Origin of the sequence: Jatrophihabitans sp. (assembly GCF_051960575.1) — a bacterium.
Taxonomy (GTDB): domain Bacteria; phylum Actinomycetota; class Actinomycetes; order Mycobacteriales; family Jatrophihabitantaceae; genus JBQCEE01.
The window spans coordinates 1-11,583 of the sequence record NZ_JBQCEE010000285.1; the positions used below are offsets into that span (position 1 = coordinate 1).

Annotated in this window: 11 protein-coding genes, 1 other RNA gene and 1 pseudogene; 4 read left to right on the top strand and 9 right to left on the bottom strand. The window is 72.2% G+C overall.

Annotation, left to right across the window (positions count from 1 at the left end; translation table 11 throughout):
- Together ACTHMS_RS16095 and ACTHMS_RS16100 are read right to left on the bottom strand one after the other, a co-directional pair.
- Window positions 1-584: hypothetical protein (locus ACTHMS_RS16095; protein ID WP_440307683.1), on the bottom strand; the 584-nt coding region annotated here is incomplete at its 3' end.
- A gap of 286 nt (window positions 585-870) precedes the next feature.
- Complete coding sequence (locus ACTHMS_RS16100; RefSeq protein WP_440307684.1) at window positions 871-2,241, bottom strand: L,D-transpeptidase; 1,371 nt, start codon at window positions 2,239-2,241, stop codon at window positions 871-873.
- A gap of 355 nt (window positions 2,242-2,596) precedes the next feature.
- Here ACTHMS_RS16100 and panB point away from each other — a divergent pair, with 355 nt between their 5' ends.
- The gene (gene panB, locus ACTHMS_RS16105; RefSeq protein WP_440307685.1) at window positions 2,597-3,430 is read left to right on the top strand and encodes a 3-methyl-2-oxobutanoate hydroxymethyltransferase; all 834 of its coding nucleotides are present in this window, start codon (window positions 2,597-2,599) and stop codon (window positions 3,428-3,430) included.
- A gap of 32 nt (window positions 3,431-3,462) precedes the next feature.
- Window positions 3,463-4,242: a PhzF family phenazine biosynthesis protein gene (locus tag ACTHMS_RS16110; protein WP_440307686.1), complete on the top strand. Its 780-nt coding sequence runs from the start codon at window positions 3,463-3,465 to the stop codon at window positions 4,240-4,242.
- Here ACTHMS_RS16110 and ACTHMS_RS16115 read toward each other — a convergent pair.
- The 4 genes and pseudogenes from ACTHMS_RS16115 to rnpB all read right to left on the bottom strand — a co-directional run bounded on the left by ACTHMS_RS16115 (window position 4,185) and on the right by rnpB (window position 7,590).
- Window positions 4,185-5,645, bottom strand: a pseudogene (locus ACTHMS_RS16115) (RNB domain-containing ribonuclease). The gene ACTHMS_RS16110 and the pseudogene ACTHMS_RS16115 overlap by 58 nt on opposite strands.
- A 36-nt stretch (window positions 5,646-5,681) precedes the next feature.
- Entirely contained in the window at window positions 5,682-6,185 is a 504-nt protein-coding gene (locus tag ACTHMS_RS16120; protein ID WP_440307687.1) for a hypothetical protein, read from the bottom strand.
- Window positions 6,186-6,364: 179 nt separating this feature from the next.
- On the bottom strand, window positions 6,365-7,144 hold the full coding sequence (locus ACTHMS_RS16125) for an SDR family oxidoreductase (RefSeq protein WP_440307688.1): 780 nt from the start codon (window positions 7,142-7,144) through the stop codon (window positions 6,365-6,367).
- 54 nt (window positions 7,145-7,198) lie between these two features.
- An RNA gene (gene rnpB, locus ACTHMS_RS16130) (RNase P RNA component class A) lies at window positions 7,199-7,590 on the bottom strand.
- A 43-nt stretch (window positions 7,591-7,633) separates the two neighbouring features.
- Between rnpB and ACTHMS_RS16135 the strand changes: the two genes are divergently transcribed.
- Window positions 7,634-8,149, top strand: coding sequence for a VOC family protein (locus ACTHMS_RS16135; RefSeq protein WP_440307689.1), 516 nt, complete (start codon window positions 7,634-7,636; stop codon window positions 8,147-8,149).
- A 23-nt stretch (window positions 8,150-8,172) separates the two neighbouring features.
- Complete coding sequence (locus tag ACTHMS_RS16140; protein WP_440307690.1) at window positions 8,173-9,426, top strand: SLC13 family permease; 1,254 nt, start codon at window positions 8,173-8,175, stop codon at window positions 9,424-9,426.
- Here ACTHMS_RS16140 and ACTHMS_RS16145 read toward each other — a convergent pair.
- From ACTHMS_RS16145 to ACTHMS_RS16155, 3 genes are all read right to left on the bottom strand, one after another.
- Window positions 9,407-10,534: a bifunctional RNase H/acid phosphatase gene (locus ACTHMS_RS16145; protein WP_440307693.1), complete on the bottom strand. Its 1,128-nt coding sequence runs from the start codon at window positions 10,532-10,534 to the stop codon at window positions 9,407-9,409. The two genes, ACTHMS_RS16140 and ACTHMS_RS16145, sit on opposite strands and share 20 nt — an antisense overlap.
- A gap of 17 nt (window positions 10,535-10,551) precedes the next feature.
- The gene (locus ACTHMS_RS16150) at window positions 10,552-11,289 is read right to left on the bottom strand and encodes a zinc ribbon domain-containing protein (protein WP_440307691.1); all 738 of its coding nucleotides are present in this window, start codon (window positions 11,287-11,289) and stop codon (window positions 10,552-10,554) included.
- Window positions 11,286-11,583, bottom strand: a 298-nt coding sequence (locus ACTHMS_RS16155; protein ID WP_440307692.1) for a Nif3-like dinuclear metal center hexameric protein, incomplete at its 5' end; no start/stop codon positions are given. The genes ACTHMS_RS16150 and ACTHMS_RS16155, both read right to left, overlap by 4 nt.

Consider the following 11,583-nt stretch of genomic DNA (forward strand, 5'->3'; position numbering starts at 1 on the left):
GCGACCACCTTCCGGCTCCGCAACGCCTCCCGGTAGCGCCGCTCGGCCCACCCCGGATCCAGCTCGATCACCGCCCGCGCCACCCGCGCCGCAAGCCCCGTCGCCGTCACCGACATCGCCTCGGGCAACAGCGCCGCCACCACCTGCTCGGCATGCTCGGGCCGCAGATCCCAACAGGCATCGGTGAACACCAGCGCGTGCCGACGGTCGATCAACCCCAGCCCCAAGGCCTCCGCCACCGCCGGCAGCGCGGCCAGCCCGACCGCGGCCTCCACCTCCACCCGCGCCGCGGCGCGGGTCAACATCAGCTCCGCCCGCACCTCGTCGACCACCAGGTCGAACAACTCGTGCGCCTGCAACGGCTCCCCGCCCAGCAGCGGCATCGGATCCCGCCGCGCCAACTCGGCCATCGCCGCCCACACCTGTCCCTGCACGTGCGCCAACTGCCGCGACTGCGCCTGCAACAGGCCGACCAGCTCCGGATCGTCCAACCCACCGACATCCACCGATTCGAGCACCGCAGCCAGCGCAGCACCCGGCACCAGATCACCCGCACCCGCCGGCAGCCGCCCGTCCCCCATCACACCAACGACGCTAGACCGACCCTCTGACAAAAACGTTCGAAAACCCACACCCGCCGACGAAACTCTTCAACCCGCTGCCCGACCGCCCGACCTAGATGCCGACACCGGCCTGGACCCCGTCCACGGCATCAAGATCCGGCACCACCGAGCGGGCTCGACGAGCCGACGCGAACGGCCCGACAGACGTCGATGCCGTCAGCGGGCCTGGGCCCGCTGACGGCATCAAGATCCGGACAGCTCCGCCGAGCCCGGGACAGGGCGCGGGCTCACACCGAGCGAGACCGCGTCAGCCGAGGGCGGACCCCTTGAGCCACTTTGCCCACGGCACCGACCAGTCGCCGCCCTGCCAGACCTCGAGCTTCGGGGCGCCCTTCGCGCCGTGCACGATCACCGGGTCGCCGACCATCGAGTGCTTGTAGAACCAGCTCGCGTTGTCGTAGTTGAGGTTGAGGCAGCCGTGCGAGACGTCCTGGCCGCTGTCCTGGGCCCACACCGTGGTGTCGAGCTCGTGCAGGTAGATGCCGTCGGTGCTGATCTTGGTCGCCCAGTAGACCTTCTCGGGCGCGTAGCCGCCCGGGGCGTTCGCGGGCAGCCCGTAGCTGTCCGACGACATGATCGCCGGGTTCTCGTGGTTCAGCACCGTGTAGGTGCCGTCGAGTGTGTAGAAGTTGATGTAGCCGTTCTTGGTGTACGTGCCGGTGTGCTCGCCCATCGAGGTGTTCATCGTGCGGATGACCTTGCCCGCGGCGTCGTACACGCGAACCTTGTTCACCTTCGCGGGCGCGGTGTCGTCGGCGATGGTCACCTGCTTGCGTCCGATGCTGAACGACACCGACTGGTCGGACGCGCCGTAGAGACCGTCGCCCAGGTTCTTGCCGTACACCTTCGCGTCGACGGTCACCTTCGTGCCCGACGGCCAGTAGTTCTGCGGACGCCAGTGGACGTGCGAGGCGTCCGACCAGTACCACGACCCCGTCACCTGGGGCGTGGTCGTGACCGTCAGCGCCTTCTCGGCCGCCGCTTTGTCGGGGATCTGCTCGTCGAAGGCGACGTTCACGACCATGGCGACGCCGTACTTGCCGCCGTTCTCGATGGGCGTGCCGTAGAGGGTGTCGATGTAGGGCTGGGTCTGGTTCTGCGGCGCCAGGGTGCGCACGACCGAGCGCTTGACCACGGTCTGGCCGTCGTCGTCCTTCGCGGTCGCCACGACGCGGTAGGTCCGGTCGTAGCCGAGATCCTCGGTGTTGTGCCACGAGGTGCCGTTGCTGTCGAGCTCGCCGGTCACGGTGCGGCCGGCGTCGTTGCGCATCACGACCGACGTGAGCGTGCCGTGGGCGACGGTCACGGTCACCGGCTGGGTCGGGCTGATGCGGTGACCCTCGGCGGAGTTGCTGAAGTCGAGCGGCGAGGCCGCGGCGCTCGACGAGGGTGCGCCGTCGGCGGACGAGCCCGCGCCCGACGTGGTGCTCGAGGTCGACCCTGGGATCGTCCCCTTCGAACCGACCGGCTGCGGCGGGCTGCCGGCGCTCGAGTCGTGGCCGGACGAGGTGCAGCCCGCCAGCGCCACGAGGGCGGCGATGCCGACGACGCCTGCCGCACGGCCCGTGCCGAACACCCGACGCCGACCCTGCTGCGTCACGCCCACTGCTGCCCGCATTCTTCCTCCGTCACGACCGACTCGGACCATTGTGACCCGATCTTGAACGCCTGCCCGGGAGCCACACGTCACGATCCGGGCACGCTTGTTGGACGCTGCGAATCGGTCATTCGTTGCATCGCCGGGCCTGAAGTCTGCCTGACGACACCGACGCCGCCGCCGATTTCGCAGCGTGGTCACAACCTCGGACGGCGGTTCGGGACCTTCGCCCCGTCACCCGCCCGCGCGTCGGCGGTGACCGGTATCTCAGCGACGCGGGCGAGACAGAAAGGGTTTCCGACGCGCATGCTGTGTTTCGTCCACATGTCGTGCCCGGGGACCGGCGAGACCGGCCTCGAGGAGAGACGAGGCGATCATGTCCGAGACCACCCTGTACGGCGGCGTCAGCAACCGCAGGATCACGATCCGCGACCTGCAGCTCGCGAAGGACCGCGGCGAGCGCTGGCCCATGCTCACCGCCTACGACTACTCGACCGCGCGGGTCTTCGACGAGGCCGGCGTGCCGGTGCTGCTCGTCGGTGACTCCGCCGCGAACGTCGTGTACGGCTACGACACCACCGTGCCGGTGACGGTCGACGAGCTGCTCCCCCTCGTCCGCGGGGTCGTCCGGGGTGCCTCCCGCGCGCTGGTCGTCGGCGACCTGCCGTTCGGCTCGTACCAGGGCTCGCCGCAGCAGGCGCTCGAGACCGCGGCGCGGTTCATGAAGGAGGGCGGCTGCCAGGCGATCAAGCTCGAGGGCGGCCGCCGTGTCGTGCCGCAGGTCGAGGCGCTCGTGTCGGCGGGCGTGCCGGTCATGGCGCACATCGGGCTCACCCCGCAGTCGGTCAACGCGCTCGGCGGCTACCGCGTGCAGGGCCGCGGCGACGAGGGCGCGCACCGACTGCTGCAGGCGGCCAAGGCGATGCAGGCCGCGGGCGCGTTCGCCGTGGTGCTCGAGGTCGTACCGGCCGACGTGGCCGCGCAGGTGACCGAGGCGCTGCACATCCCGACGATCGGCATCGGCGCCGGCCCGCACTGCGACGCGCAGGTGCTCGTCTGGCAGGACATGGCCGGTCTGCGGTCGGGCAAGCCGGCGAAGTTCGTCAAGGAGTACGCGCAGGTCGGCGACGTGCTGCGCGACGCCGCCGGCCGCTTCGCCGACGAGGTGCGTGCGGGGACCTACCCCAGCGCGGAGCACTCCTACAGCTGATCGTCCTGGACGCATGTGATCAGCTGATCCGCATGCGGATCTTCGTCGTCGACGCGTTCACCGACCAGCCGTTCCGCGGCAACCCGGCCGCCGTCGTGCTGCTCGAGCGCGACGCCGAGCCGGCGTGGATGCAGCAGGTCGCGTCCGAGATGAAGCACTCGGAGACGGCCTTCGTGCGCGAGCGACCCGACGGCCACCTCGACCTCCGCTGGTTCACCCCGGCCGCGGAGGTCGACCTCTGCGGGCACGCGACGCTGGCCGGTGCGCACGTGCTCGCGTCCGTCGGACGCCGCGGCCCGTTCGCCTTCCACACGCGCAGCGGGGTGCTGATCGCGACACCGCGCGACGGCACGATCGAGCTCGACTTCCCGGCGCAGCCCGCGACACCGGCGCCGGTGCCGGACGGATTGGCCGAGGCGCTCGATGTCGCGGTGATCGGCTGCCACCGCAACGGCACCGACGTCCTGCTCGAGGTCGCCGACGCGGCGACGGTGCGCGGTCTCGCGCCCGACATCGCCTCGCTGGCAACCGTCGACTGCCGCGGCGTGATCGTGACGGCGGCCGCGGGCCCGGACGACGACGCGGACTTCGTCTCGCGCTTCTTCGCGCCGCGCGTCGGCGTGGACGAGGACCCGGTGACCGGCTCGGCGCACTGCGCCCTCGCGCCGTTCTGGGCACAGCGGTTCGGGCGGTCGACGCTGACGGGCGCGCAGCTGTCGGCGCGCGGCGGCCGGGTGCGGTGCGACCTTCGAGGTCAGCGCGTGCTGTTGTCGGGCGCTGCGGTCACCGTGCTGTCGGGCGAGCTGGTCTGACCGACCGGCTCGAGGCGCACGGTGCGCTGATCGACGTCGGCCGCCAGGAGTCGCACCTGCACCCGGCTGCCTGGGGTCAGCCCCACCGCCGAGCACTTGGCCCGCACGGCCGGATCGTCGAGCGCGATCGTCGCGCTGCGCCCGTCGGCCGCGAGCACGACCGCGTCGAAGACCTCGCCGACACGGTCGCGCAGCAGCCACGCCTCGGTCGCATCGACCACGGCACGGTCGGCGGCATGCGCGAGGTGGTCGGCAGCGGCCATCTGCTGCGGCAGATCGGGCAGCGCGGCGCGCACCCACGAGGGCACGGGCGTGCCGGCCCGGACGGCGAGACACACCTCGCTGCCGTACCGGTCGACGAGCCGGCGCAGCGGTGCCGTCACGTGCGCGTAGGGCGCACCGATCCCGGCGTGGGTCGTCAGCGCCGGCGGCGAGCCGTCGAACACGGTGTAGGCGGCACCGCGCAGCAGTGACGCGGCGTGTTCGAGCAGCACCACCTGCCGGGGATCGGTGCGGTCGACCGCCGCGAGCACGTCGCCGGGTGCCGCGTCGTCCGGCCACCGGATGCCGAGTGCGGCCGCTGCCCGGCGCAGCTCGGCGACGGTGTCGTCGTTCGGCACCGGGATGGTGCGCAGCACGCCCACCTCGGCACGCAGCATCAACTGCGCGGCGCAGACGCCGGTGAGCAGGGAGATCTCGGCGTTCCACTGCTCGACCGGCAGCGGCCGGCGCAGCTGCAGCGTCCAGCCGCCGTGCCCGTCGTCCGCCACCTCCTGCTCGGGCAGGTCGAGGTCGATGGTGTGCCGTCGCCGAGCGGCCTGTTGACGCAACGTGCCGATGGCGGCGAGCGGCTCGAGCGCGTCGGGCGGACGGCCCGCGTCGAGCATCGCCTGCACGCCCTCGTAGTCGAGCTGCGCGCGGCTGCGCACCTTCGCGCGGCGCACGTCGACAGCGGTCGGTTCACCCGACGCGTCCAGGGTGATGCGCCAGAGCACGGCCGCTCGGTCCTGGTCGGGCAGCAGGCTCGCCGCGCCCTCACTCAGCACCTACGGGTGCAGCGGCACCCGTCGGTCGGGGAAGTACATCGTCTCGCCGCGACGATGGGTCTCACGGTCGAGTGCGCCCCCGGGCCGCACGAACGACGCGACATCGGCGATCGCGTAGGCGACGAGGAAGCCGTCGCCCGTGCGCGACAGGTGCACGGCCTGGTCGAGGTCGCGCGATCCCGCTGGGTCGACGGTGACGAGCGGGATGTCGGTCGCGTCCTCGGTGGGCAGCACGATGTCGGACGCGGCCGACCTGGCCTCGTCCTCGGCGTCGGTCGGGTACTCGACCGGGAGGCCGAGTTCTGCACGCAGCGCGGCGAAGTCGAGGGGTGCGCCCGAGACGCGATGCGCCGGCATCGCGTCGTCGTCCCTCGGGCCGCGCGGCCGCGCCGACTACTTCGCGGTCTTCGCCGCTGCCTTGCGCGTGCTGGTCTGGGCGGCCGGGACGGCCTTCGCGCCCGCCGTCGTGCGCTTCGCCGGCGAGGCCTTCGCGGTCTTGGCGGGCGTCGCCTTCGCGGTCTTGGCAGCCTTCGCCGGTGCTGCCTTCGCTGCCTTGGCCGGTGCTGCCTTCGCAGCCTTCGCGGGCGCAGCCTTCGTCGCCTTGGCCGGTGCTGCCTTCGCAGCCTTGGCCGGAGCTGCCTTCGCCGCCTTCGCGGGCGCAGCCTTGGTCGCCTTGGCGGGAGCGGCCTTCGCTGCCTTGGTCGGTGCAGCCTTGCTCGCCTTGGTCGGTGCAGCCTTCGCGGCCTTCGCGGGCGCGCTCTTCGCGGTGGCGCGCGTCGAGGTCTTCGCGGCGGTGGCCGTGGTCGACTTCGCCGCGGGGGCCTTCTTGGCGACCGTCTTGGCCGCGCCCTTCACGGCGCCGACAACCTTTGCGGCTGCCTTCTTCGGTGTGGTCATCCCGCTGCCTCCTCGGCATGGTCTGCAGTGCGACGTTTCGCTCGGATCAAGTTGACGATGCAGAGAAGGGCAGCGTCAACCATTTCCGCAGAGCTTTCTTGCCCGTGACGAACTTCGTCGAATCACCGACGCCCCAATTAGCTCATGCCTGCGCTTACAACAGCTGTCGAGACACGCCGTCAGCGACTGAGTTCTCCGGCGTTCACGAGCAGGTGCTGGCCGGTCACGGCCTTCGCGAGATCGGAGAGGAAGAACGCGACGACGTCGGCCACTTCGCCGTCCTCGGCCATACGCCGGAGCGGGAATTTCCGGGTGATGCCCTGCAACGCGGCGTCCTCGCTGATGCCTTTGCGCTCGGCGGTCATCTTCACGAAACCCTCGACCGGTGGACCCCACATCCACGACGGCACCACCATGTTGAGACGGATGTTGTCCGGGCCGAGCTCGTCGACCAGGTAATACATCGCCGTCAGCAGCGCATGCTTCGAGGCGGCGTAGCCCGCTTGCGGCAGCGACGGCTTGAACATCGACTGCGAGCCGATGAGCACGATCGATCCGCCGCCGGCCGCGGTCATCACCTTGGTCACCGGACGAAGCACCGTGAGCGCGCCGAGCACATTGGTGTCGAAGGCGGCGCGCCAGTCGTCGAGGTTTGTGTGGTGGAGGCCGCCCCAGACGTTCTCGTACGCCGCGACCTGGACGAGGCCGTCGATCCTGCCGAAGCGGTCGGTCGCCCGCTGCACCAACTCCTCGCAGGACGCGGCGTCGGTGATGTCGGTGCGCACAGCGAGCACCCGCTCGCCCGATGCGTCCAGCGCCTGCGCCTCGGCCGCGAGCCGGTCGGCCGATCGTGCGGCGACGACGACGTTCGCGCCCTGCGCGAGCGCCGACCGCGCGCACTCGCTGCCGAGTCCGGCACCGACCCCTGTCACCACGACCGTCTTGCCGTCCAGGATCATGCGCGAAAGTAGAACACGTTCCACTGTCGCTCGCCAGACCGGCGAGCAGGGCGGCGGACGAGTCGACCTGTAAGCCGGATCCTGTTCCCGAGGCCGAGGCCTCGGGTGACGGCCATCCATCTAGGCCTGCCGTTGCCGACAGGCTCGAGCGGTCCACCCGCAGGCATCGGGCGGGCCGCCCTCGATCGCCTGCGCACAGCGACCGGAGTCGCTGCTTCTCGACCTTGCTCCGGGTGGGGTTTACCGAGCCGTCGCAGTCACCTGCGGCGCTGGTGGTCTCTTAAACCACCGTTTCACCCTCACCGGCTCTCGCGAGCCGGCGGTCTCTACTCTGTGGCACTGTCCCGCGGGTCGCCCCGGGTAGCTCTTGGCAACCACCCTGCCCTGTGGAGTCCGGACTTTCCTCGGCGAGGGTCACCCCTCGACGCGGCCGTCCGGTCGGCTCGTCCGCCGCGCCTCGATCGTAGCGGAGCGCGGTACCGTCGCGGCATGCCCGAACCCACCGGAGCCGAGCTCGACGCCGTGCGCGCACGGCGGGCGGAGCTGCGCGACCAGTACCTGTCCGACGACCGGCCGGCCTCGACCGCCCGCGGCATCCACCACGCCGCCTTCGTGTGCCGCGACGTCGAGGAGACGATCACCTTCTACCAGGGGCTGCTCGGCTTCCCGCTGGTCGAGCTCGTCGAGAACCGCGACTACGCCGGCTCGAGCCACTTCTTCTTCGACCTCGGCAACCGCAACCTGCTCGGCTTCTTCGACTTCCCGGGGCACGACCACAAGCCCTACGAGGAGACGATCGGCGCGCTCCAGCACCTGGCGATCTCCGTCTCGCCCGAGTCGTTCGACCTGTTGAAGCAGCGCCTGGACGACGCGGGCATCAGCTATCTCGGCCCCGACCGCGGCGCCGACGACAGCCTCTACATCCGCGATCCGAACGGCATGGGCATCGAGCTCTACCGGGAGGTACTGGGCCACTTCGAGGGCACCGTCCTGCTGCCCGACTGATCGCGTCCCTCTACGGTCGTGGAGTGAGCGGAGCGGCAGCGGGATCGGTCGCGCTCGTCCTGCTGCTGGCCACCCTTGCGTTCGCCGTCGTGCGGCCGCGCGGTCTCAGTGAAGCGGTGCTCGCGGTCCCCGCCGCGGTGCTCGTGGTCGCGCTCGGGATCGTGCCGCTGCACGACGCCGGCCGCACGCTGCGCGACATCGGGCCGACGGTCGGCTTCCTCGCCGCGATCCTGCTGTTCGGCCATCTCTGCGCCGACGCCGGCGTCTTCACCTACCTCGGCGCACGGGCGGCGCGGGCGGCGCGCGGGTCGGCGCACCGGCTGCTGCTGCTCGTCATCGCGCTCGCGGCGCTCGTCACCGTCACGCTCACCCTGGACGCGACGGTCGTCCTGCTGACGCCGGTCGTGCTCGCGACCGCGGCGCGGCTGGCGACGCCGGTGCGACCGTTCGCCTACGCGTGCGCCCGGCTGGCCAACAGCGGCTCGCTGCTGCTGCCCGTGTCGAACCTGACCAACCTGCTCGCCTACGCGTCGTCCGGCCTGTCGTTCGGGCGCTTCACCGCCCTCATGCTGCTGCCGTGGCTGCTCGTCTGCGCCGGCGAGTGGGTCGCGCTACGGACCTTCTTCCGCCGCGACCTCGTCGACGGGCGTCCTGCCGACGACGGCGACGACCCCCGCGCCCCCGGCTACGCGCTCACGGTGCTGCTGGTGACCGTGGCCCTGTTCGTCGCCGCGACCTCGGTCGACATCGCCCCCGCGTGGGCGGCGCTCGCCGGCTGCGTCGCGCTCATCGTGCCGCGCGTGGTGAGCCGCGACGTCGCGGTCGGGCGCTGGGTGCATGAGGCGAGCCCGGGCTTCTGCCTGTTCGTACTGGCGCTGTCGGTGGTCGTCGACGGCGTCACCCGGCACGGGCTCGGCCACGCGCTGCAGCAGCTCGTGCCGGACGGCACGTCGTGGCCCGCGCTCGTCGGTCTCGCCGCCCTCGCCGCGGTGCTGGCGAACGTGGTGAACAACCTGCCCGCCACACTGGCGCTGCTGCCAACGGTGGCCGGCCACCCCGCGTCCGTGCTCGCCGTGCTGCTCGGCGTGAACATCGGCCCGAACCTCGCCTACCCCGGCTCGCTCGCGACCCTGCTCTGGCGCCGGCAGCTCCCGGACGCCGACAAGCCGCGCGCCGTCGAGTTCCACCGCCTCGGCGCGGTGACCGTGCCGCTGCTCGTGCTCGTCGCCGCCACCGCGCTGTGGGTCGGCGTCGAGGTCATCGGTACAGGTGGCTGACGTCGTTGACCAGCCGCACCGAGCAGTTGCCGTCGGCGAACCAGTCGATCATCGACACCGACGCGGTGTCGAGGTGCAGGCGGTAGAGCGCGACCGGGGGCGCCTCGAGCGCCAGCCGTACCAGCGTCTTGATCGGCGTCACGTGCGACACGACGATCAGCGTGCGGCCGGGGTGCGCCGCGACGATGCGGTCGCGCGCCGCTGCGACCCGGTCGGTCACGGCCGCGAACGACTCGCCGCCGGGCGGTGCCGCGTCGGGCGAGGCGAGCCAGGCGGTGAGGGCGTCGGCGTCGCGCTCGCGGGCCTCGGCGAAGGTCAGCCCCTCCCAGTCGCCGAAGTCGGTCTCGATGAGCCCGTCGTCGGTCGCGACGGTCAGGCCGACGGCGTCGGCGATGGCGGTGGCCGTCTCGACCGTGCGCCGCAACGGTGAGCTGATCACCGCGGCGATGTCGGGTATGGACGCGAAGCGGCGGGCCAGCGCGGACGCCTGGGCGGTGCCGGTCTCGTCCAGGGCCAGGTCGTTGCGGCCGCTGAAGCGCTTGGCCGCGGAGTGCGGCGTCGCCCCGTGCCGCACGAGGACGAGCCGGGTGGCGCTGTCCGTCGGCGGCACCCACGAGCCGCCGGACGCCGGTGCCGGGGCGGTCACTGCCGGAGCAGCGACCGCCGGAGCAGCAGCCGACGGCGCAGCGGCGGGGGTACTCCCCTGCCCCGCGTCCATCGCCCGGTTCGCGAGCCGGTCGGCGCGGGTGTTGCGCTCGCGCGGGATCCACTGGAAGCGGACGTCCGCGAACCGCCGGACGAGCTCGCGCGCCTCGGCGTGCAGCGGCTTCATCGCCGGGTGCTTCACCTGCCAGCGCCCGGACATCTGCTCGATGACCAGCTTCGAGTCCATGCGCACCGACCCCGACGACGCGCCGAGCTCGGCCGCCGCCTCGAGGCCGGCGATGAGGCCGCGGTACTCGGCGACGTTGTTCGAGACGACGCCGAGGAACCCGTCCCGCTCGGCGAGCACCGCCTCGGTGTCGGCGTCCAACACGACGGCGCCGTAGCCCGCCGGGCCGGGATTGCCGCGCGATCCGCCGTCGGCCTCGACGACGACCCGCTCGATGCCGGTGGCTGCGACGCTCAGAGCCCCGACTCCTCGGTGCGCACGAGGATGGCGCCGCAGTTGTCGCAGCGCACGACCTGGTCGGGCGCCGCCGCGCGCACCGCGGCGAGCTCGCTGCCGGGCAGCTCGATGTGGCACGACTGGCAGCGCCGCGCCTGCAGCAGCGCCGCACCGGCGCCGCCCTTCGCCCGCGCCTTCTCGTACAGCGCGACCAGGTCGGCGGGCAGCGACGCGACGACCCGCTCGCGCTCGGCGGCGCGTTCGGCCGCGGCGGCGTCGATCTCGGCGAAGGCGGCGTCGCGGCGCGACTCGAGGTCGCTGCGCTCGGCGTCGACGACGGCGAGCGCCGCGGTCAGCCGCTCGAGCACCTCGTCGGCCGACTCACGCCGTTCCATCACCTCGAGCAGGTCGTCCTCGAGCGACGACTGCCGCCGCGCGAGGCTGGTCAGCTCGTGCTGCAGCCCCTCGAGCTCCTTGGCCGGCACCGCGCCGGACTGCATGCGCTGCTCGTCGCGCTGGGCGCGGGTGCGCACCGAGTCGATCTCACGCTCGAAGCGCTGCTGCTCGGCGTCGAGGTCGCCGACGGCCGTCTCGGCGTCGACGATCTCGTCGCGCAGCGCGGCCGCCCGCTTCGCCTTCTCGGTGAGCGCGGCGAGCTCGGGCAGCGAGCGGCGGCGGTGGGTGAGCTGGGCCAGCGCCTGATCGGCCCCGGCCAGGTCGAGCAGTCGCAGCTGGGTGGCGTGATCGGCGTTCACGAGCTCGCTTCGGTCGACGGTGTGTGCAGCGTCCACGGATCGGTGACGCGTCGCGATACTCGCACGTCGAGACGGAGGGCGGTGCGGAGGCGGTCGGCCAGCTCGTCCAGCCACGGCGCCTCGGTCGCCCAGTGCGCGGCGTCGACCAGCCCCATCGCGTCCGGCCCGAGCTCGGCCGTCGCCTCGAGCGTGCTGTGGTGCTTGAGGTCGGACGTGAGGAGGACGTCGGCCCCGGCCCGCCGCGCGGCGTCGGCGTACGAGCCGCCCGAACCACCGCACACGGCGACGGTCTCG

Coding starts and splice junctions, on each gene's coding strand:
- ACTHMS_RS16100 (WP_440307684.1), bottom strand. CDS start 2,241: ATGCGGGCAGCAGTGGGCGTGACGCAGCAGGGTCGGCGTCGGGTGTTC.
- panB (WP_440307685.1), top strand. CDS start 2,597: ATGTCCGAGACCACCCTGTACGGCGGCGTCAGCAACCGCAGGATCACG.
- ACTHMS_RS16125 (WP_440307688.1), bottom strand. CDS start 7,144: ATGATCCTGGACGGCAAGACGGTCGTGGTGACAGGGGTCGGTGCCGGA.
- ACTHMS_RS16120 (WP_440307687.1), bottom strand. CDS start 6,185: ATGACCACACCGAAGAAGGCAGCCGCAAAGGTTGTCGGCGCCGTGAAG.
- ACTHMS_RS16135 (WP_440307689.1), top strand. CDS start 7,634: ATGCCCGAACCCACCGGAGCCGAGCTCGACGCCGTGCGCGCACGGCGG.
- ACTHMS_RS16110 (WP_440307686.1), top strand. CDS start 3,463: ATGCGGATCTTCGTCGTCGACGCGTTCACCGACCAGCCGTTCCGCGGC.